This window comes from Xanthomonas sp. NCPPB 1062 (assembly GCF_041481705.2).
Taxonomy (GTDB): Bacteria; Pseudomonadota; Gammaproteobacteria; order Xanthomonadales; family Xanthomonadaceae; genus Xanthomonas; species Xanthomonas euvesicatoria.
Genome location: NZ_CM192987.1, coordinates 4,516,596 through 4,536,430 on the forward strand (window position 1 = coordinate 4,516,596; position 19,835 = coordinate 4,536,430).

18 protein-coding genes are annotated in these 19,835 nt (G+C 67.6%); 7 read left to right on the forward strand and 11 right to left on the reverse strand.

Annotated features, from left to right (window positions below):
* Positions 1 to 13 precede the first annotated feature (13 nt).
* Together ACCQ16_RS19440 and ACCQ16_RS19445 are read right to left on the reverse strand one after the other, a co-directional pair.
* Entirely contained in the window at positions 14 to 3,334 is a 3,321-nt protein-coding gene (locus ACCQ16_RS19440) for an ankyrin repeat domain-containing protein (protein WP_277573268.1), read from the reverse strand.
* The gene (locus tag ACCQ16_RS19445) at positions 3,327 to 3,587 is read right to left on the reverse strand and encodes a YcgL domain-containing protein (RefSeq protein WP_005914803.1); all 261 of its coding nucleotides are present in this window, start codon (positions 3,585 to 3,587) and stop codon (positions 3,327 to 3,329) included. Before ACCQ16_RS19445 ends, ACCQ16_RS19440 begins: the two co-directional genes overlap by 8 nt.
* 219 nt (positions 3,588 to 3,806) lie before the next feature.
* Between ACCQ16_RS19445 and ACCQ16_RS19450 the strand changes: the two genes are divergently transcribed.
* Genes ACCQ16_RS19450 through ACCQ16_RS19465 form a run of 4 tightly spaced genes read left to right on the forward strand, consistent with a single transcriptional unit; the run spans position 3,807 to position 8,216 of the window.
* On the forward strand, positions 3,807 to 5,006 hold the full coding sequence (locus tag ACCQ16_RS19450) for a beta-ketoacyl-[acyl-carrier-protein] synthase family protein (protein WP_136732958.1): 1,200 nt from the start codon (positions 3,807 to 3,809) through the stop codon (positions 5,004 to 5,006).
* Positions 5,006 to 5,779 (forward strand): beta-ketoacyl synthase chain length factor, encoded by a 774-nt coding sequence (locus tag ACCQ16_RS19455; RefSeq protein ID WP_014091382.1) that lies wholly within the window; start codon positions 5,006 to 5,008, stop codon positions 5,777 to 5,779. The genes ACCQ16_RS19450 and ACCQ16_RS19455 overlap by 1 nt, the downstream gene beginning before the upstream one ends.
* Complete coding sequence (locus ACCQ16_RS19460; RefSeq protein ID WP_029820679.1) at positions 5,776 to 6,597, forward strand: glycosyltransferase family 2 protein; 822 nt, start codon at positions 5,776 to 5,778, stop codon at positions 6,595 to 6,597. Before ACCQ16_RS19455 ends, ACCQ16_RS19460 begins: the two co-directional genes overlap by 4 nt.
* Positions 6,594 to 8,216, forward strand: coding sequence for an NAD(P)/FAD-dependent oxidoreductase (locus tag ACCQ16_RS19465; protein ID WP_277573267.1), 1,623 nt, complete (start codon positions 6,594 to 6,596; stop codon positions 8,214 to 8,216). The genes ACCQ16_RS19460 and ACCQ16_RS19465 overlap by 4 nt, the downstream gene beginning before the upstream one ends.
* A gap of 722 nt (positions 8,217 to 8,938) precedes the next feature.
* On the opposite strand, the gene fabG is transcribed toward ACCQ16_RS19465, so the two are convergent.
* Positions 8,939 to 9,670, reverse strand: a complete 732-nt coding sequence (gene fabG / locus ACCQ16_RS19470; RefSeq protein ID WP_277573266.1) for a 3-oxoacyl-ACP reductase FabG — start codon at positions 9,668 to 9,670, stop codon at positions 8,939 to 8,941.
* Between the two features lie 182 nt (positions 9,671 to 9,852).
* Between fabG and ACCQ16_RS19475 the strand changes: the two genes are divergently transcribed.
* Positions 9,853 to 10,392 (forward strand): hypothetical protein, encoded by a 540-nt coding sequence (locus ACCQ16_RS19475; RefSeq protein WP_008571166.1) that lies wholly within the window; start codon positions 9,853 to 9,855, stop codon positions 10,390 to 10,392.
* Positions 10,393 to 10,401: 9 nt separating this feature from the next.
* On the opposite strand, the gene ACCQ16_RS19480 is transcribed toward ACCQ16_RS19475, so the two are convergent.
* The 8 genes from ACCQ16_RS19480 to xanC form a co-directional block, all read right to left on the reverse strand.
* Complete coding sequence (locus ACCQ16_RS19480; RefSeq protein ID WP_029820681.1) at positions 10,402 to 10,833, reverse strand: hotdog family protein; 432 nt, start codon at positions 10,831 to 10,833, stop codon at positions 10,402 to 10,404.
* Positions 10,820 to 13,186, reverse strand: coding sequence for an MMPL family transporter (locus tag ACCQ16_RS19485; RefSeq protein ID WP_277573265.1), 2,367 nt, complete (start codon positions 13,184 to 13,186; stop codon positions 10,820 to 10,822). Before ACCQ16_RS19485 ends, ACCQ16_RS19480 begins: the two co-directional genes overlap by 14 nt.
* Positions 13,187 to 13,324: 138 nt before the next feature.
* On the reverse strand, positions 13,325 to 13,972 hold the full coding sequence (locus ACCQ16_RS19490) for a LolA-related protein (protein ID WP_033837365.1): 648 nt from the start codon (positions 13,970 to 13,972) through the stop codon (positions 13,325 to 13,327).
* Entirely contained in the window at positions 13,896 to 14,870 is a 975-nt protein-coding gene (locus tag ACCQ16_RS19495; RefSeq protein WP_008571161.1) for a lysophospholipid acyltransferase family protein, read from the reverse strand. The genes ACCQ16_RS19490 and ACCQ16_RS19495 overlap by 77 nt, the downstream gene beginning before the upstream one ends.
* Complete coding sequence (locus ACCQ16_RS19500; protein ID WP_011348971.1) at positions 14,867 to 15,154, reverse strand: ApeI family dehydratase; 288 nt, start codon at positions 15,152 to 15,154, stop codon at positions 14,867 to 14,869. Before ACCQ16_RS19500 ends, ACCQ16_RS19495 begins: the two co-directional genes overlap by 4 nt.
* An 11-nt stretch (positions 15,155 to 15,165) precedes the next feature.
* Positions 15,166 to 15,915, reverse strand: a complete 750-nt coding sequence (locus ACCQ16_RS19505) for a lysophospholipid acyltransferase family protein (protein WP_071118221.1) — start codon at positions 15,913 to 15,915, stop codon at positions 15,166 to 15,168.
* Positions 15,916 to 15,968: 53 nt separating this feature from the next.
* Positions 15,969 to 16,652, reverse strand: coding sequence for a COG4648 family protein (locus ACCQ16_RS19510; protein ID WP_008571156.1), 684 nt, complete (start codon positions 16,650 to 16,652; stop codon positions 15,969 to 15,971).
* A 37-nt stretch (positions 16,653 to 16,689) separates the two neighbouring features.
* Entirely contained in the window at positions 16,690 to 16,959 is a 270-nt protein-coding gene (gene xanC / locus ACCQ16_RS19515) for a xanthomonadin biosynthesis acyl carrier protein XanC (protein ID WP_005914783.1), read from the reverse strand.
* Between the two features lie 303 nt (positions 16,960 to 17,262).
* Between xanC and ACCQ16_RS19520 the strand changes: the two genes are divergently transcribed.
* A complete protein-coding gene (locus ACCQ16_RS19520) occupies positions 17,263 to 18,612 on the forward strand; it encodes an NAD(P)/FAD-dependent oxidoreductase (RefSeq protein ID WP_136732979.1) in 1,350 nt (449 codons plus the stop codon).
* Positions 18,609 to 19,616, forward strand: coding sequence for a chorismate transformation FkbO/Hyg5 family protein (locus tag ACCQ16_RS19525; RefSeq protein WP_008571153.1), 1,008 nt, complete (start codon positions 18,609 to 18,611; stop codon positions 19,614 to 19,616). The genes ACCQ16_RS19520 and ACCQ16_RS19525 overlap by 4 nt, the downstream gene beginning before the upstream one ends.
* Positions 19,617 to 19,835: the final 219 nt, after the last annotated feature.

The window sequence follows — 19,835 nt, forward strand, 5'->3', positions numbered from 1 at the left end:
CCGACGCGCTGGTTCAGCGGCCTTCGCGCAGGAAGCGCGCCATCGAAGAGACGCCCGGCAGCGCCGGTTCGAACTGGCCGGCCACGTCGATGAAGCCGCGCATGATGGCGATTTCCCGCGGGGTACGGTTGAGCGCATCGCGGCGGTCGGCATCGGCACCGGCCCGCAGCAGGCGCTGCACCAGCAGCGGCAGGCCGTGCAGTGCAGCCAGATGCAGCGGGCCGAAGCCGCGCTGGTCGGCCACATCCAGCGAGACATCTTCGTCGAGCAGGCGTTCGACGCCGGCCAGCACCACCTGCTCGTCGCAGGAGGTACCCGGTTCGGCACGCGCGCCCAGCAACAGCAGCAACGGGCTGACCCGGCCACCGGCCAGGTAGTCCGGGTCGGCACCGGCCAGCAGCAAGGTATCCAGCAGGGCCAACAGGCGGTTCTTGTCGCGCGCGGTGAAGCCGTACAACGCCGCGCAATGCAGCGGCGCCAGCCCCTGATTGTCGGTGGCGTGCACGTCGGCCGCGGCGGTGAGCAGGCGCGCCACGATGTCCGGCAGGCCCAACGCGCAGGCCAGCATCAGCACGGTCACCCCGCCCGGCAGGCGGTGTTCGATCTGCGCACCGGCCTGCAGCAAGGCGGCCACGATCTCGGTCTGGCGCATGCTCACGGCCGCCGACAACGGCGTGGCGCCGCTGTTGGCCGCGCGCTGCGGATCGGCGCCGCGGCCGAGCAGATGCGTCACCACGCCAAGATGGCCACCACCGGCGGCACGCAGCAGCGCGGTGCAGCCTTGCGCGTCGACGGCGTCGACGGCGAGGCCGAGATCGATCAGGCGACGCACCGCATCGGTATCGCCGGTCATCGCGGCGGCCGGCACATCCGCTTCGCGCAGCGTGCGGCGCGGCAGCGACCAGATGCGCCAGTCCAGCCAGTCGGCCAGATCGCGGCGGCCGATCGACAGCGCCACGCCCAGCGGGGTCTGCCCGTCGGCAGCGCGCGCTTCCGGCGAGGCGCCCTGCTTGACCAGCAGTTTCAGCGAGGCATCGCGGCCCAGCGCGGTGGCCAGATGCAGCGCGGTCATGCCGTGGCTGTCGCGCGCTTCGCGGTCCACGCCATGTTCCAGCAACCACTGCTGCAGGCGCAGCCAGCCCAGCCGCACCGCCAGCGACAACGGCGGATCGCCGGCAGCCGACGGAGCGAAGGGGTCGGCGCCACGTTCGAGCAGTTCCAGCGCGAACTGTTCCAGCCCGCGCGATGCCGCATCGTGCTGCACGCAGGCACTCAGCAGCCGGGTCAGGCCACCGGCGCCTGCCGGCGAGACGCCATGCCGCAGCAACGCCTGCAGCGCCGGTACCGCCTCCACGCCGCGCGAGAGCAGCGCAAACATCGGGACATCGCCGCAGGCGTCGCGCACTTCGGCATCGGCGCCATGGCGCAGCAGCCAGTCGACCGCCTCGGCGTTCAAGGCCAGATGCGCATCGTGCAGCAGGCCGCCCAGTTCTTCCGGGGCGCATAGCCGCGCCAGCGCGACCAGACCGTCGCGCTGCCCGAGCTGCAGGCCTTCGCGCAGCAGCACCAGCGGCGGGCGATCGGGCAGCACGGCAACGCCAGGCGCCTCGCCCTGCGCGTCGCTGACCGCGGCCGGCAACGGGTAAGCGGGATCGAGCAGCTGCACGATCGCCCAACGTCCGGCCTCGGCGGCCACATCCACCGCGCGGCGACCGTGCGCATCCACGCTGTCGGCAGGTACCTGCAGGTCCAGCAGGCGGCGGATCAGCGCCGGCGACACATTGTCGGCGGCGCAGGCCAGCATCAACGCGTTGCGGCCGTCGCCATCGATGGCCAGCACATCGGCCTTGCGCGCGACCAGGCGTTCGAGCACGGCGCTGCGTGCCTGGCGCGCGGCATCCAGCCACGGCGTGCGGCCCAGCAGATCACGCGCTTCCAGGTTTGCTCCGGCCGACAACAGCGCCTCGACGATGTCGCCGTGGCCGGCCAGCGCGGCTTCGTGCAGCGCACTGCGACGCTGGCGATCGCGCGCATCCACACGCGCCTTGTGCTTGAGCAGCAACTGCACGCCGGCCGGGTCGTCTTCTTCGGTACCGGCTGCCGCCAGCAGCACCGGGGCGCCGCCCTCCGGTTCGGACTGCGCGCCGCGCTCCAGCAGGAATTTGGCCAGCCGCCAGTTGCCGACCTGGCAGGCCATCGCCAACGGCGAATGGCCTTCGTTGTTGAGCGCGTCGAGCTCGGCGGCGGCATCGCGCAACAGCGCGGCCACGCCCGGGTCGGAACTGCGCACGGCGTGATGCAAGGGGGTATTGCCGTCGTTGTCGCTGGCGCGCGGGTCGGCGCCATTGGCCAGCAAGGTCATCACCGCATCCGGGCGGCCGTGCCAGCTGTCGCGGGTGGCGGCCAGCAAGGGGGTCATGCCGCGATGCGGTTGATTGACGTCGACGCGGCGCACGATCAACTCACGCAGCAGGCGCAGATCCGGCAGTACGGCCGCCAGCGCCGGCAGGCTGCGTTGATCGCGCCATTCCGGCAGCGGCAACGCCTGCGGGTCGGCACCGGCCTCGAGCAATTGCAGCGCGCGGTCCACCCGGCCACTGCGCGCGGCCTCGAAGAGTTCGGGCACCAGCTGATGCCGGGCCACCGGTTCCAGCGGGCGCGGTTCGGCGGCGGCTTCGGAGAAGAAATCGGCGGCCTGGCGCGTATGCGGCGCATCGCTGCGCATGGGTGCGGCGGTGCGTTGCAGCAGCAGATGGGCCACCGGCAGCAGCACACCGGCAGCCACCGCCAAGACCCAGCGCAGGCCGCCGGACAACCAGCCCGGCCAGGCCAGCACCACGGCCAGGGTGCACACTGCCAGCACCAGTGCAGCCGCCAGCAGGCCGCGCCAGGCATGCAATTCCTGCGCGGCCAGCGCCTGCCAGCGTGGCGCCAGCGCGCCGCCGTCGCGTTCCACTTCGCCCCACAACGGCCAGGTCCGCCACAGCCCCAGCAAGGCCGCGCTGACTGCGACGCTCAGCGCCAGCGCGGCAGCCAGGCTGCCGCTGTCGCGCAGGGCGGTCAGCGGCCAGCTGATCAGCGCAGCCAGCGCCAGCAGGCCCACGCCCCAGATGGCCAGCAACGGCGGCAGCGCCTGCGCGACCGCGCGCGGCTGGCCCGGCACTGCGCGCGTCCCACGTGCCCACGACACCGCCAGCGCGAACGCCGGCTGCGCCAGCCACAGGCTCAGCGCGGCAACCACGCCGCCAATGCCACCGAGCAGGCAGAGCACCACGCCAGCCGCACCGGCCAGCGTTGCGGCGCGCATCCGTGCGCCACGCACAGGCTCAGTCATGGTCGCACTCGCCTGCGAGCACGATGGTCTTGGGCAATTGCAGATAGAAGCCGTGCTTGCCCAGCGCCTCGCGCACCGTGGCCGCGTCGGCCTGCGCCAGCCGGCGCTCCGGCGTCAACGCCACATCCAGCACGAACGTCAACGGCGCCAGCTGCGCCTGCACGGCGGCAGGAAGACCGGAGAAATCGTCACGTGTGGCGAGATAGACGAAGGTGTCCTGCTTGCGTTGGCTTTTATAGACGTAGGCGTGCATGCGCGCGTGGTCGCGCTCGGAAGAGAGATGTGTCGCGCCGATTGTGTCGCAATTGCGGCGACGGCGAAAGCGCGGCCTGTGCGAAAAATCCCAGCCGCGTCAGCGACATGACGGTGACGTTCAGTTGCGCCGTCCACGGGACCCACGCGCGCCATCGATATACTGACCGCACTTTTTGCCAGCCAGACCATCGTGAGCCAAGCGCAGCATTCGTCCCAGATGGCCCCGGTTGCCGTCACCGCGTTCACTTCCACCACCGCACTCGGTGCCGGGCTTGCCGCCCAGGCCGCCGCGTTGACCGCCCGACGCAGCGGCCTGCGTCGCAACGATTTCGGGCCGCAACCGCTGCTGCCCTGCTGGGTCGGGCGCGTCGATGGCGTTGAAGAGGTTGTGCTGCCCGATTCTCTGCACGCGTGGGATTGCCGCAACAACCGCCTGGCCTGGCTGGCACTGCAGCAGGACGGGATGGCGCAGGCCGTGCAGGCCGCCGCGCAGCGCTACGGCGCCGAGCGGGTAGCGGTGATCATCGGCACCTCCACCTCCAGCATCGGCGCCAGCGAAGAAGCGTATACGCGGCTGGTCGACGACGCCGACGGCGCGCGCTTCCCCGAGGATCTGAATCGCCCGATCGTGCACACCCCGCATTCGCTGGGCGACTTCGTGCAGCACGCCACCGGCCTGCGTGGCCCGTGCGTGACCGTGGCCACGGCCTGTTCGTCCAGCGCCAAGGTGTTCGCCCAGGCGGCGCGGCTGATGGAGGCCGGCGTGATCGACGCGGCGCTGGTCGGCGGCGTGGACACCTTGTGCGGCAGCGTGCTGTTCGGCTTCAACTCGTTGCAGGTGGTGGCGCCGGAGATGTGCCAGCCGTTCGACGCGCGCCGGGTCGGCCTGAGCCTGGGCGAGGCCGGCGGCTTTGCGCTGCTCGAACGCCCGGCCGCCGCACCGGATGCCGCGCTGTGGCTGTACGGCTACGGCGAATCCAGCGACGCGCACCATATGTCGGCGCCGCATCCGCAAGGGCTGGGCGCGCAGCTGGCGATGCGCGGTGCGCTCGACCGCGCCGGTCTGGAGCCGGCCGCAGTGGGCTATCTGAATCTGCACGGCACCGCCACGCCGGCCAACGACAGCGTGGAAGCCGCCGCAGTGGCAGCGATCTTCCCCGGCACCTTGCACGCCAGTTCGACCAAGGCCTGGACCGGCCACACCCTGGGCGCGGCCGGCATCGTCGAATCGGTGATCGCACTGCTCGCGCTGCGCGACGAGGTGCTGCCCGGCACGCTCAACAGCGACATCCCCGACCCGGCCTGTGGCCCGCAAATCCGCTTCGACAACGCCCATGCCCGCATCGATTACGCCATGAACAACTCCTTCGGCTTTGGCGGCAACAACTGTTCGCTGCTGTTCGGGCGGGCGTGCTGATGCTGACCGCGACCATCGAAGGAATCGGCTTCTGGACCCAGGGTCTGCCCAACTGGGACGCTGCCAGCGCCTTCGCGCGCGGCGGCGCGCTGCAGGAAACTCCCGCCCGCCCGGCGCCGCAGCTGCTGGCCGCCAACGAACGCCGGCGTGCGCCGGATACGGTGGCCGTGTCGCTGGAAGCCGCGCTGGCCGCCTGTAACGCCGCAGGCCGCGACCCGGCCAGCCTGCCGTCGATCTTTACCTCGACCTACGGCGACCTGGCCATCTCCGACTACATGTGCACCACGCTGGCCAGCGATCCGTTGGCGATTTCGCCAACCAAGTTCCACAACTCGGTGCACAACGCCGCCGCCGGCTACTGGACCATCGGCGCCGGTGCGATGACCCCGGCCACGGCGATGAGCGCCAGCCTGGGCAGCTTTGCGCAGGGCCTGCTGGAAGCGCTGGTGCAACGCGCTGCCGGCGCCCAGGCCGTGCTGCTGGCCAGCTACGACGCCCGCTCGGTCGGGCCGCTCGGGCGCGTTGCCCCCAGCCAGGGGCTGCTGGGTAGCGCGCTGGTGCTGGGTGCCCCCGGCCAGGCCGGCAAGCCGCAACTGCACGCACATCTGGACGACGGCGCTCCCTCGCCCGGCGATGGCGCGCTGGCGCGCCACATCGCCGGCAATGCAATGGCGCCGATGCTGCCGCTGCTGGACCTGTTGGCCGGCAATGGCGGCAGCGTGGCGCTGTATGCCACGCCGGGCCGGGTGCTGCGCGTGGAGGTCCGGCAATGAGCCGGCAACCGCTGAGCCGCGAGGACACCGCCATCCTGGTGCCGGCCTTGAACGAGGCGCTGCGCATCCGCGAAGTGGTCGCCGACGCGCTGACCTATTGCGCGCACGTCATCGTGATCGACGACGGCTCCGACGACGGCACCGCCGAGTGCATCGCCGGCATGCCGGTCACGCTGATCCGTCACCCGCAGCGCATGGGCAAGGGCGCGGCACTGCGCAGTGGGTTTGCCGAAGCACAGCGGCTTGGCATGCGCGCGGTGATGACCATGGACGGCGATGGCCAGCACAAGGCGGCCGATTTCCCGCGCCTGCTGGCCGCCGCCAACCGCCACCCAGGCTGCGTGATCATCGGTGCGCGCATGCGCAAGCGCGCCGCCCAGCCCACCATCCGCCGCATCGGCAACGATTTCGGCGACTGGGGCATTGCCTGGGGGTGCGGCTTCGGCCTGATCGACAGCCAAAGCGGCCAACGCTTGTATCCGGCCTCGGTGTTCACCCTGCCCAACGTGCCCGGCGAGGGCTTCGTGTTCGAAGCGCAGCTGCTGATTTCGGCCGCACGCCAGGCTGGCGCGCGCGTGGTCGCCGTGCCGATCGAGACCCGCTACGCCGGTACCTCGCCGGGCACCTTCCGCAAGAGCCATTTCCGGCTGGTGCGCGACCTGTGGAATATCACCTCGCACGTGGTCAAACAGGTGTGGGCATACGGCCATGTGTGGCGCGAATATCGCCGCGTGCGCGCCAACCCGGTGATCGTTGACGATCCCGATGGCGAATTTGCTACTGTCCCCGCGGTCACCAAGAGCAATCACTCCTCATGAATGCACAGCGCGCCGATGTCGTGATCACCGGGGGCGGCCTGGCTGGCCTGAGCCTGGCCCTGCAACTGAAGCAGCGCGATCCGCAGCTCGCCATCACCGTGCTGGAACGGCGCGCGCATCCGGTCCGCGAGGCCGCGTTCAAGGTCGGCGAATCCACGGTGGAAATCGGCGCGCATTATTTTGCCGACGTACTGGGCCTGCGCGAGCATCTGGAGACCGAGCAGATCCGCAAGTTCGGTTTCCGGTTCTTCTTCTCCGACCAACGCCACGACATCGACCGCTGCACCGAACTGGGCGTGAGCAAGATCCTGCCCACGCCGTCGTGGCAGATCGACCGCGGCCGCTTCGAAAATTTTCTGGGCGAACGCGCGCGTGCCCAGGGCATTGCCTTCATCGACAGCTGCAGCGTCAAGGGCGTGGACCTGTCCGAAGACGACAGCGACCACGCCGTGCGCTTCGAACGCGACGGCACGCCAGGCACGCTGGGTGCGCGCTGGGTGGTGGATGCCAGCGGACGTGCCGGCCTGCTCAAGCGCAAGCTCGGTCTGGCGCAGAACAACGAGCACAACGCCAATGCAGTGTGGTGGCGCGTGGAAGGCCTGATCGACCCCAACGGCTGGTCGCAGGACAGCAGCTGGCTGCAACGCTGCACGCCGCCGGACCGCTGGCGTTCGACCAATCACATGTGCGGGCCCGGCTACTGGTTCTGGCTGATCCCACTGTCGTCGGGTGCGCATTCGCTGGGCATCGTCTGCGATGCAGACCTGCATCCGCTGGAGAGCATGAACACCCACGAGAAGGCGATGAACTGGCTGCGCACGCATCAGCCGCAGGTGGCCGCCACGCTCGACCAGGCCGATTACCGGCTGCAGGACTTTCTGTTCCTGCGCAACTTCTCGTATGGCTGCAAGCAGGTGTTCTCGTCGCAGCGCTGGGCACTGACCGGCGAAGCGGGCGTATTCCTGGACCCGTTCTATTCGCCGGGCAGCGACTTCATCGCCATCTCCAACACCTACATCTGCGAATTGATCGGCCGCGACCGCGCCGGCAAGTCGCTCAGCCCGTACGTGGAGCTGTACCAGCAGCTGTATTTCTCGTTCTACGAAAACACGCTGACGCTGTATCAGGATCAGTACGCGCTGTTCGGCGACGAGCAGGTCATGCCGGTCAAGGTGATCTGGGATTACACCTATTACTGGTCGTTGCTGGCACCGCTGTTCTGCAGCGGTCGCATCGCCCATCTCAGCCTGCTCTCGCGCATGAAGAACGACTTCCTGCACGCGCGCGACATGAACCTGGCAATGCAGCAGGTGCTGCATGCATGGGGCGTGCGCAATACCGCCCAGGGCATCGCCGCCGGCAGCGGACGGCTGCTGGACCAATACCTGATCGGCTGGTTCAACGAACTCAATGGCGCCTTGAACGACACACTCGACGATGATGCGTTTGTCGCACGCATCCACGGCAATGTCGCGCAGATGGCGGTCCTGGCGCGCGAGATCCTGCAACAGGCACGTCAACGCTACCCCGACCTGCCCGACTACGGCCTGGAGGCGCTCACGGCCGATGCCAGCGGCGAGGCGATTCTTACGGCGCCGTGGTATGCCGACGCGGCGTGAGGCTGTGGAACGCGCCAACCCTGGCGCTTTTCCCTAGAAACGCATGTTCTCGAGCGGCACGTGCTTCACGCAGGCGCGCTCTGATCATGAAGAGAAGAAGAGTCCGGCGGCCAAGCCGGCATGCCTTGCTCGCAGTCCTGCATACCGACACTTTCGACTGGTCCTCGCCGGCCCACGCAGCGCGACCTGACGCGGCATCGACACCACGGGAGAGCTACAGGGACATAGTGGCAGCCTGTCCCGCCATGATGGGCAAGCAAGAACCAGCAGCAAACGCACGGCGTCGAGCGCGCGGTGCCCTCACCGCTCGCGGGACACGCCGTAAACCCGTCCATGGGGGCTCGTTGGCGGCATCCATGCCGCCAACGGTCCCGCAATCGGCAAGGACACCGCACCAACAATTGGCTGGTGGTTTTGTTGAAGAGCGAGGACACCGCGTCGCGCGGTTCGATGCTCGCTTGTTGAAACCTGCGCGCACCAACCATCCCAACTGGTCCTTGCCCGCTCGCCGTCGCGGGACCTTTGGCGGCATGGATGCCGCCAAAGAGCTTACAAGGACGTACTTGCAGCGTGTCCCGCGATGGTGAGCGGGCAAGGACCCTGCAGCAACTCAAAGCTTCGACTACATGGTGCTCTCAACTGCCAGCCTAGCCGTGTACTGATAGCGACCCCAAAGCAGGCCGCGCCCGACTGGCACTACGCACTCGTTTTGTTGGTCGTCCTCAGCCCATCCCACCATTGACGCCAATCACTTGGCCATTGATGTAACCGGCCGGTTCCGAGCACAGAAAGGCGACCAGCGCGGCCACTTCATCGGGTTTGCCGACGCGGCCGGCCGGCACCAGTTGCTTGATCACCTCCGGCGCAAAACTGTCGCCGACCATGTCGCTTTCGATCACGCCCGGCGCGACCACATTCACTGCGATGCCGCGGCTGGCCATTTCGCGCGAGAGCGACTTGCTGGCGCCGTGCAACGCCGCCTTGGCGGCGGCGTAGTTGGTCTGCCCGCGGTTACCCAGCACGGCCGCCACCGACGACACGCTGACGATGCGGCCCCAACGCGTGCGCGCCATCGGCAGCAGCAACGGCTGGGTGACATTGAAAAAACCGTGCAGCGACACGTCGATGACGCGGTGCCACTGCTCGGCATTCATGCCTGCCATCGGCGCGTCGTCATGGATGCCCGCGTTGTTGACCACGATCTGGATCGGGCCAGCGTCCAGCAAGCTCTCCAGCGCCGCCGAACTTGCCTGCGCGTCGGCCACATCGAAGGCCACTGCCTGTGCGCTGCCGCCATCGGCCACGATCGCGGCAACCACCTCGTCCGCACGCGCCAGGTGGCGGTTGGCGTGCACGATGACATGCCGGCCCTGCGCAGCCAGGTGCCGGCAGATCGCACCGCCAAGATCGCCGCTGCCGCCGGTAACGAGTGCGCGTCTTGCAGCTGAGTTCATAAGCCACGAACCATATGAGCAGAGAAGGAGCGTTATCGTAGATCAAGCTGCCCGTTGAAGGACGGACTCTTGGTACTTCTCGCGTATTTGCCTGACCATGCCGCAAATCCGATCGCTGCCGCTTGAGCGCTTTCGAATCCGGCTGGTAGCTTTCGAACACGGGCGGCGATGAACGAAACGAGATGAATGCAGTGAACTTGGCGGGCCTTGGCAAGCAAGGCGAGGACGCGATGAATGCATGGCTGCAGCTCCATGGCTTCAGCTATGTGGCCATTTGCCAAGCGCCGGACACCTTCGCGCCGTTGTTCGGCACAGCGGTCAAACGGCCGGATTTCCTGCTGCTGCTGGAGTCGATCGGCTTGATCGCCATCGACGTCAAGAACCGCAACAGGTACAAGAAAACCTGTTACAGCCTGCCCTATGAGGATGAACTCAGACGCGCGGTGGCGTTTGAGCGGCTGTTCCGCATTCCGGTCTGGTACGCCTATTTCAATCGCGAAGACGCTGGCCAGTCCTTCCATTGGATCAGCGCCTTGAAGGCACTCGAAGTCGGCGAGATCAAGACGCCGCACGATGGCAGTGCGGAATTCCTGTCGATCGGTCTGGAGCATTTCGAGCATCTGCACAGCGGCAGTGACATCGCGCGGCTGTATGCGCACCGCCTGCCCGGCGTCGGCAATCTGAGCGCGCTCATCGCGGCGAAGACACCCGTCAATCCCTGAGCGCAGGCCTCAGGCGGCACCCAGCATCACGGTGGCGCGTCCTTCGGCAAGCAATTGCTCGCCATGGGTCAGGCGAAAACTGTATTGCTGGCTGTCGTCGCCCTGCATCAACACCTGCGCCTGGCAGTGGATCGCATCCGGCAAGGTGTCCAGATACACCACGTGCAATTCCACGCTACGCAGCGCGACCAGCATGCCCGGGCGTACCGGCATGCCGGATTGGCGACCCAGCAATCCGCCATGCACGGCCATGGCCTGCGCGCCGTACTCGCACAGATGCAGCGCGCGCAAACGCCCGTTGCACCGCAGCGGATGCGTATCGCTGCGGTGTGCGTGACTGCGCAGCACAATGCGCTGTGCATCCCACTCAATCACTTCTTCCCACAGGCACATGCTGCCCTGATGCGGAATCAGCGCAGCGATTGCGTCACGTCCCTGCATGCGGCTCTCCGTTCGCGGTGCGTTCCAGCGCCGGTTCGCGCGACACCAGCAAGGCCAGAATGAAATTGAACAACACGCCCAGCGCCACCGTGCTGCCGATGGCACGCAAGACCGGGATACTGGAAGCGGCCAACAGCGCAAACACCAGCAGTGTCATCAGGCTGCAGACGATCAACGCGTGCAGCGTGCGCAGCTGGTCGGCGTGATCGTCGCCGGCATGATCGAAGAACAGCGCGTAATCCAGGCCCAGACCGGCGGCCAGGATCAGCGCGATCAGATGGAACAGATTGAGCTCCACCCCGGTGCCGCGCAGGATCGCCAGGATCAGCACCGTGGTCAGCGCCATCGGTAGCAGCACCCGCACGATGCGGCGCGGGCTGCGCAATGCAATCGCCACGGTCACCGCCAGCAACAAGGCAGCCAGGACCAGCGCACCGAGCACGCGTCCGCGGTAGGCGGCCACCAGCGATTCGGAGGCGTCCTTCAGATCCAGCAATTGCGCCCCGCTGCCCTGCACGGCGGCCGCCAACACCGCCGGATCGCGCAGGCCGGTCAACGACACCAATGCGGTGCTGCGATCGCCACGGCCGAGCAGCAGGCCACCGACCGACGTGGCCAGCGGCGAGCCGCTCAGATCCTTCGGCAGCAGCGGTGCGGCGCGCTTGGCGGCGTCCAGATCCTGCAGGAACGGCGCAAACGCATCGCTGCGGAATGGCGTGGTGGCCACGGCGCGCTCGGTCAGCGCGCGCGCCTGGGCGGCATCGGGCAATGCGGCCTGTCGCGCACGCTGGGTCTTGGCACTGGGCAGATAGCGTGCCGCCATGTCGTAACCGAGCAACACACCATCGCGCACCAGCGCATCCAGACGCGGGCGCAACTGCTCGCTGGCCTGCAATGCCGCTTCATCGCTGGCTGCCGGCAGCGCCAGCACGTAACGCACATCCGGCGCGCCCAGCTCCTGACGCAGATGGGTGTCCTGCGCCAAGGCCTTGGGTGGCACCGGGGTCAGCTTCGACAGATCGTTCTGCCAGAATTGCCCGGGCGCGAACACGATCACCGCAATGCCGATCACGGCCATCACCGCCAGGCTGATGCGTGGCCGCGGCAGGCGCGCAATGCCACGCCACAGCACCGCCAGCAGGCGCGAGTCCGCGTAGTCGCGCGGGGCCGGGTCGATCAAGGCCGGCAACAGCCAGCGCGTGGTGACCGCGGCGGTGGCAAGGCCGGCGATGGTGAACACCGCCAACTGCCGCAGGCCGTCCACGCCGGAAAACAGGAAGGTCACATAGGCAATGCAGGTAGAGACCACGCCGGTGGCCAGTGTTGGCCACAGGTGCCGTGCGTTCTCGCGCGGATCCAGACCGGGGCGCTGATGACTGAACAGGTGGATCGGGTAATCCTGCACCACGCCGATCAGCGTGAAGCCGAATGCCACGGTGATGCCATGCACGCCGTCGAACAGCAGCGCCACCGCACCCAGGCCGGCCAGACCGGCGCTGGCCAGCGGCAACACGCCAAGCACCGGAATCTTCCAGCTGCGGTAGGCCACCAGCAGCAGCAACACCAGGCCCACCGTATCCAGCGTGCCGATCCACTGCGCCTCGCCCTGCGTGCGCGCGGTGATTTCCACGGCGAATGCGCCCGGCCCGGTCAGCGTCAGCCGGGTGGCAGTGCCCTTGCTGACCTTCGCGAACGCCGCTTGCACGGCGTCATAGGCCAGTTGCTGGCCGGTGGGGTCGAAGCCGGCCGCGCGGGTCTGCACGATCAACAGCGCCGACGTGCCGGCGCGATCGAACCACACGTCATTGCGCGTGCGCGGCATCGCTGCCGGCTGCAGGGTTTCGGCCAGATGCAGGATTTCCATCGTGGGGTCGCGCGGCAGCAACGGCTCCACCATGGCCGCCGCCGGCGAGCCCAGATCCTGCACGCGCGCCTGCAACGCCGCTTCCAGCGTCGGCGCGTCGAGCGGGGTCTTGTCGAAGCTGTCGCTGAGCAGATAGCGGTACGGCAGCAAGCGCTTGGGAATCGCCTCCAACCCGGCATTGCCGCCGTTGCTGACCAGTTCGAACAGCTCCGGCTGCGCGGACAGCGCCTGGTGCAGTTGCTGCGACTGCTCGGCCAAGGTGACCGGATCGTTGTTGGACAACGCCATCAGCAGCAACCGCGATCCAGGGCCTTCGCCGAGTTCTTCGATCAGCAGTTTTTGCGCCGGCGTGCGCGGGACGGGCATGAACTTGCGCAAGTCCCCAGTGACCTTGAGCGTCTCGCTCAACCAGAAGCCAGCCACTGCCAGCAGGGCCAGCCAAAACAGCGCCAGGCGGATGCGGCGGTTTGCGTTCAATTCAAGCGCCATGGCATGCATATCCTGCTGCAGCGGCCGAACGCCCGCCGGCCGCACGCGCGACATCGGTCGTTATTGGCAACGTGCGCGTTTCAGCTGCGAAGGGTGTGATGTGTTTAGAGACGACCGGCGCAACCATCCCGCGCGCGGTCACGCGCCCGAACCGTGGCAGAGCGCGGTCAGCGCGGCGGCATCGGTCACGCCGGCGGCCGCGCGCGCGGCACCGGCCAGCAGGGTGCGCTGCATGTCGCCCTTGGCGGGCACGCTTTCGATACACCGCAGTTCGTCGTTGCCTCCGTACAGGCGCAATTCGTGCACCTGCTTGGCCACGGCAGCATCCTTGGGCTGCAGCGTCAGCTGCCAGGCCTGCGGCTGGCCCTGCCCACTGACGCGATAGTGCTGCTCCAGCAGCGCGCGGTCGCCGGACAGCAACGCGCCGAAGCCGGACTTCAAACCGGCCAGCTCGGGCACGCGGCTCAACGAGAAACGGCGTGGCGATTTGCCTTCGCGTTCCAGCACGCCTTCGTCGCCGGTCAGCGTGGTGGTTTCGTGGTACGGCGCACTGACCTCGCGCACCAGGGTCTGCGCGTCCGGGCGACGGTAGTGTCCTTCCACGCGCAACGGCGTCTTCAGCAAGGCCGAGCCGCGCAATTCGACGAATTCGGTGCTGACCGGTGCGGGGCGCGCCAGGCGCTGCAGCACCTGCCCGACGTCCAGCGTCTCAGGCGGTGCGGCGCATAGCGGTGCGGCGCTGAACAGCAGTATCAGCATCCACGGCAGGGTGCGGCACATCGGCATGGTGGGTGTTCCAGAAATCGTAGAAGTTGAACCAGTTGTACGGCGCGTAGCAGGTGTAATGTTCCAGCCTGGCAGCGTAATCGCGCATGAGTACCGCAAGCACCGGGGCGCGCTGACGACGCGGCACGTCCAGGCCTTCGCTGAAGGTCTCGAACGCCAGCTCGTAGTGATTGCCGCCGTGATACAGGCCGAACGCCAGCACCACCGGCACCTTGAGCGCCGCGGCGATCAACCACGGCGAGGTCGGGAACATCGCATTGCGGCCCAGGAACATCGCCGGCAGCGCCGGGTCGCCTTCGCGCGGACGATCGATCAGCAGCGCCACCAGCGCACCGGCATCGGTGGCTTCCTTGATCGCCATGACGATCGAGGTCGCATCCATGCCGGCGTCGATGATGTTGGCGGCCAGCTGCGGGTTGAGCGCCCCCAGCAGGTCGGTCATGGCGCGGTTGTGCGCCTTGTCCAGCACCACCTTGACCTGCACGTCCGGGCGCTCGGTGGCCAGCACGCGCAGCGCATCGAAGCTGCCCAGGTGCGAGCCGAAGATCAGCACGCCGCGGCCGCGGTCCATTTGCGTGTGCAGTTGATCCAGGCCGGTGATGTCCACGCGGAAACGCTGCATCTGCCCGCACAGCATGTACACCCGGTCCAGGATGGTCGAGGCGAAGGTATGGATGTGCCGCGCCACATCGCGCAGCGTGGCCGGGCGGCCCAGCACCCGCGCCAGGTAGGCACGCGAGGCGGCGCGCTCGGGGCCACGCACCAGCAGGAAGTACAGCGTGATCGGATACAGCAGCGCACGCCCCACCGCACGTCCGGCGTGCCGTGCAATGCCGCGGATCAGCCACAACGCAAAGCGCCCGCCACCTTCCGGACGCTGTTTCCAGTGCTTGCTCATGCCGCCGCCTCGGCCACCAGTTCGCCGCTGACCAGCAACGCCTCGGCGCGCTGCACGCGGAAGCGCCAGCGCGGGCCATCGCCTTCCAGCGTGACCGACGCGGTCTGGCCGGGCAGCAAGGGCTGCACGAATTTCACCTGCGGCAGGCGCATGGCCGCGCGCGGACCATGCAGGGCTTCCACCGCCTGCAGCACATGGTCGAGCACGACTACGCCAGGCACCACGGGACGGCCCGGGAAATGTCCGGGCAGGCAGGGATGATCATGCGGCACAACGAAATCCATAAGCGCAGAACTCAGATCCTGGGTTGAAGCATTGCAGCCACGGCCTTGTGTGCCTGCTCGGTCAATTGTTGGCGATCAGGCGCATCCGGCCCGGTCACCGCGATCGGCGCACCGATCCGCACGCGGATGATGCCCGGCCTCACCCTGAACAGGCCATCGACCGGCAAGACCTTGCCGCAGCCATCCAGCGCCACCGGCACCACCTGCACGCCAGCATCGATAGCGGCCTGCAGTAGCCCGGCCTTGAATGGCAATAATGCGCCGGTACGGCTGCGGGTGCCTTCGGGAAACAGACACAACTGTTTGCCCTCGCGCAGCAATGCGGCCGCCTGGCGCCGCACCAACGCCCCTGCCCTGCGGCTGTCGCGGTCCAGAAACAGCATGCCGGCGGCGCGCGCATACCAGTTCACGAAGGGCACCTTGCGCATTTCTTCCTTGAGTAAAAAGCGCAGCGGCACCGGCAAGGCATGGAACATCGCGCAAATGTCGATGATCGACTGGTGGTTGCTCACGAACAGATAGTTCTTGGACCAATCCACCCGCTCGCGCCCTTCCACGATGACGGTGGCGCCCGCACCGCGGAACAGCACCGGCGCCCACATCCAGCTGCCCATGCGCAGCAGGCGGTCGGCATCGCGCGTGATCGCCAGCGATGCCAATGCGTAGACGATGCCGCCAGCGGTAAAGGCCAGCGTGAACGCCAATTGCAACAGGTTGAACACAGCCCACGCCAGGCGCGACGGCATCCTTGCCAACGGCATTTTTGTCTTGTCCCCGAAAATATGCACGTCCGTCGCTGCCCCAGGCCACGCACTCAGCGCAGCAGATCGCGCCAGAAATCCGGCCCAAGCCGCGCCATCTGACGCAAGAAGTCTGGCAGATTACGATAGGGGCGCTGTGGAAACCAGCGGCCACGCAATAGATATTCCCCAACGAAGAAGCCGCCAATCACCCCATAGGCGAGCAGGTTGGCGAACAACGAGGCGCGCGCGTCGCTGATCGGCAGCGGCGAGGCATGACCCAGCTGCGCGAGCACGCCGCTGGGCTCGGCGCACAGACCCAGCACCAGATTGGCCAGGGTCAGACCGCACAGCAGCACTGCCCAGGCCAGCGTGAGGCGGCGCGTATAGCGGCGTTGTTCGGGCGTGATCAGCATGCCGGCCTGGCCGTACAGGCCCTCGACGATGCGCGTGATCAGCGGCGTGCGTCCGGCCCGCAGGCTGCGCCCGAAAAACCAGGCCACCCAACCGGTAAATACCACCGGCGGCGCCGCCAGCACCAACATCGCATACGGCGAATGCCACAGCGCGCCCAGCCCGGCAAGCAGCAACAGCGCCAACGCCCAGGCCCAGGGCCGGCGCGCAACCATCGGTTCGATCAACACCATCAGCACCAGCAAACCACCGGCGATGACGGCCAATTCCGGGCGGTGACTGGCATTGGCCCAATGCGCCAACGGCGAATACGCCACCGCCAGCAGAACGCCCAGCCCCAGCACCCACGCGGGTGCGTCGGGGGATGGCGCAGTTGGCAGATCAGACGGTCTTGTTGGCTTGGACATGCGCCGACAGTGCGCGCAGCGACGCGAAGATGCGACGGTTTTCGTCGTTGTCAGAGCGCAGCTGGAAGCCGTAGCGCTTGCTGATCGCCAGCGCCAGTTCCAGGGCGTCGATCGAGTCCAGCCCCAGCCCGGTATTGAACAGCGGCGCCTCCGGATCGATGTCGGCGGGTTGGACGTCTTCCAGGTTCAGACTTTCGACCAGGAGTTCGGCCAGTTCACGTTCGGCAGCGGTTTGCGAGGACATCCAGGATTTCCACAGGTCAGGGTCGGGCAACAAGAGTGAGAACAAGCAGGAGCAGCGCGGACGAGCATCGGCATGCATGAGCGTCGCGCCGGGCCGTAGTGTACGTTGCCGCCGCTGCCAATCCGAGCATCTGCCGCGCGGCTGGCCGGTGCCTGCACGTGCTGCCGGTCGTTCTTCACATATGAATCGGCGGGCCGCAAGCTGGCCGGGCCGCCGGTCAGGCTATCATGACTGCATGACGCTCGCCCGCCGCAGGTTCGTTCCAGGATGACTTCCACCGCTGTTCGCCTTACCCCGACCGCCATGCCGGCAGCCGGGCCGGCTCCCGGACCGGAGTGTCCGGATGTTCTGATCGTCGGCGGCGGCCCGGCTGGCTGCACCGCGGCCATCGCACTTGCCGAGCTCGGTTGGTCCGTGACCCTGCTCGAGAAGGCGCAGCACCCGCGCTTTCATATCGGCGAGTCCTTGCTGCCGATGAACATGCCGATTCTTGAACGCCTCGGCGTGCTGCAAGACGTGCGCGCCATCGGCGTTCTGAAGCGTGGGGCGGATTTTCCCAACGACAGCGGCGGCTACAACACGTTCCGTTTCTCCCACGCGCTCGATGCCAAGGCCGATTTCGCCTTCCAGGTGCCACGTGCGCAATTCGACCACGTGCTGTTCCAGCGTGCGCGTGCGGTGGGCGTGGATGCACGCGAGCAGGTCTGCGTGGAGCAGGTCGCATTCGACGGCGAACAACCGGTGCTGCAGGCACGCACGGCAGACGGTGGCGTGCAGCAGTTCCGCCCGCGCTATCTGCTCGATGCCAGCGGCCGCGACACCTTTCTGGGCAGCCGCCTCAAGCTCAAACGCGCCAATGCAACGCATCAGTCGGCCGCGGTGTTCAGCCATTTCCGCGGCGTGACGCGACGCCCGGGCGAGGATGCCGGCAACATCAGCATCTACCGGCATGCGCACGGCTGGATGTGGCTGATTCCGCTGCCGGACGACATCATGAGCGTGGGCGCGGTCTGCTACCCGGAGTACATGAAGACCCGCAAGGGCGACAGCGAGGGCTTCTTGATGCGCACGCTGGCGCTCAATGCCGAGCTCAACGCGCGCATGCTCGGCGCCGAGCGCGTGGCGCCGGTGCATGCCACCGGCAATTACGCCTACGAATGCACGCGCATGGCCGGGCCGCGCTGGTTGATGCTGGGCGATGCCTACACTTTCGTCGACCCGATGTTTTCCTCTGGCGTGTTCCTGGCCATGCACAGCGCCGAACGTGGCGCGGCGATGGTGGATGCGGCACTACGCGCACCGCAGTCGGAGGCGAAACTGCAGCGTGCCCTGCAGCGCGAACTGACGCGCGGTGTGGATGAATTCAAGTGGTTCATCTACCGCTTCACTTCGCCCACCATGCGCGCCTTGTTCGCGCACCCGCAAAACACCTGGCAGGTGGAACAGGCGGTGGTGGCAATGCTGGCCGGCGATGTCTTCGACGCCCCCAAAGTCCGCATCCGCCTGCGCGCCTTTCGCGCCCTGTACGCACTCACCACCTTGTCGATGATGCCGCGCGCCTGGCAGTCGTGGCGCCATCGCCGGCGTCAGGCCAAGCTCGGCTTCGACGGCGACACATTGCAATGCGACACGCAACAACGAGACGCTCAATGACCGCTTCCCAGGCCCAGACCACGCACGCCGTGCGCCATCCCCGGCTGCAGGTCGACTATGTCGACCAGACCGACCCTGCCGTGCTGCTGACCGACCCGCAGGTGCTGGCCGTGTTCGGCTTCGGCGATGCGGCGCCGCGCCTGCACGACCCGCGTTATCTGCGCGTGCCGCTGCAGCCGTACCAGGCCAGCGTGCTGGAAGTCTGGCGCACCGATGCGCCGGTGAGCAGCGGCCGCGATGGCAACATCGCCTGGTCCAGCGATGGGCACCTGCAGTTCGGCGTGATCGAGATCGACGAGCAGGATGTCGATATCGAAGAAGCCGCTGCCAGGGCATATGCGGAAATCACCGCCTTCGTCAGCAACGGCCAGACGCCGCGGTTGCTGCGGATCTGGAATTACCTCGACGCCATCACCCTGGGCAGCGGCGATCGCGAACGTTACCGGCAGTTCTGCGTGGGCCGTGCACGCGGGTTGGGCGCATTCGACACCGCGCAGTTGCCGGCGGCCACCGCCGTGGGCCGTTGCGATGCCGAGCGCATCATCCAGATCTACTGGCTGGCCGCCACCAATGCCGGCACGCCGCTGGAAAACCCGCGCCAGGTCAGTGCCTACCATTACCCGCGCCAGTACGGCCCGCAGCCGCCCAGTTTCGCCCGTGCCATGCTGCCACCGGCCGGCAGCGACATGCCGCTGCTGCTGTCAGGCACCGCTGCGGTGGTGGGCCACGCCTCGATGCACACCGGCCAATTGCTGGCGCAGCTGGAAGAAACCTTCGCCAACTTCGACGCCCTGCTCGGCGCCGCGCGTCAGCATGCACCGGCGTTACCGGCGCAGTTCGGCGCCGGCACCCGCCTGAAAGTCTATGTGCGCGAGCGCGACGACCTGCCCCGGGTTGCGCAGGCACTGGATGCCCGCTTCGGCGATGCGGTCCCGCGCCTGCTGCTGCACGCCGTGATCTGCCGCGATGAGCTGGCGGTGGAGATCGATGGGGTGCATGGGTGATGCCACGTGCCGCGGAGGCCATCTGCGGCGATCGATCGAGCAGCGCCCACGGATGGCGCGATGCGGGCTGACCTGATGCGGGCATTCGTGCCGCGCATCCCTGACCCCGCATCGAAGGCGCCACACAGGTGCCGATGAACGCCGACAACACCACCGCGCAGATGACGACCAGCAAGGCGGCAACGCTCTGTGGCCTGCGTCGACCACGCCTGCCCGCGC

Coding starts and splice junctions, on each gene's coding strand:
- ACCQ16_RS19495 (WP_008571161.1), bottom strand. CDS start 14,870: ATGAGCAAGCACTGGAAACAGCGTCCGGAAGGTGGCGGGCGCTTTGCG.
- ACCQ16_RS19460 (WP_029820679.1), top strand. CDS start 5,776: ATGAGCCGGCAACCGCTGAGCCGCGAGGACACCGCCATCCTGGTGCCG.
- ACCQ16_RS19480 (WP_029820681.1), bottom strand. CDS start 10,833: ATGCAGGGACGTGACGCAATCGCTGCGCTGATTCCGCATCAGGGCAGC.
- ACCQ16_RS19520 (WP_136732979.1), top strand. CDS start 17,263: ATGCCGGCAGCCGGGCCGGCTCCCGGACCGGAGTGTCCGGATGTTCTG.
- ACCQ16_RS19475 (WP_008571166.1), top strand. CDS start 9,853: ATGAATGCAGTGAACTTGGCGGGCCTTGGCAAGCAAGGCGAGGACGCG.
- ACCQ16_RS19465 (WP_277573267.1), top strand. CDS start 6,594: ATGAATGCACAGCGCGCCGATGTCGTGATCACCGGGGGCGGCCTGGCT.
- ACCQ16_RS19485 (WP_277573265.1), bottom strand. CDS start 13,186: ATGGCGCTTGAATTGAACGCAAACCGCCGCATCCGCCTGGCGCTGTTT.
- ACCQ16_RS19505 (WP_071118221.1), bottom strand. CDS start 15,915: ATGCCGTTGGCAAGGATGCCGTCGCGCCTGGCGTGGGCTGTGTTCAAC.
- ACCQ16_RS19500 (WP_011348971.1), bottom strand. CDS start 15,154: ATGGATTTCGTTGTGCCGCATGATCATCCCTGCCTGCCCGGACATTTC.
- ACCQ16_RS19490 (WP_033837365.1), bottom strand. CDS start 13,972: ATGCCGATGTGCCGCACCCTGCCGTGGATGCTGATACTGCTGTTCAGC.
- ACCQ16_RS19450 (WP_136732958.1), top strand. CDS start 3,807: ATGGCCCCGGTTGCCGTCACCGCGTTCACTTCCACCACCGCACTCGGT.
- ACCQ16_RS19440 (WP_277573268.1), bottom strand. CDS start 3,334: ATGACTGAGCCTGTGCGTGGCGCACGGATGCGCGCCGCAACGCTGGCC.
- ACCQ16_RS19445 (WP_005914803.1), bottom strand. CDS start 3,587: ATGCACGCCTACGTCTATAAAAGCCAACGCAAGCAGGACACCTTCGTC.
- fabG (WP_277573266.1), bottom strand. CDS start 9,670: ATGAACTCAGCTGCAAGACGCGCACTCGTTACCGGCGGCAGCGGCGAT.
- ACCQ16_RS19525 (WP_008571153.1), top strand. CDS start 18,609: ATGACCGCTTCCCAGGCCCAGACCACGCACGCCGTGCGCCATCCCCGG.
- ACCQ16_RS19455 (WP_014091382.1), top strand. CDS start 5,006: ATGCTGACCGCGACCATCGAAGGAATCGGCTTCTGGACCCAGGGTCTG.
- xanC (WP_005914783.1), bottom strand. CDS start 16,959: ATGTCCTCGCAAACCGCTGCCGAACGTGAACTGGCCGAACTCCTGGTC.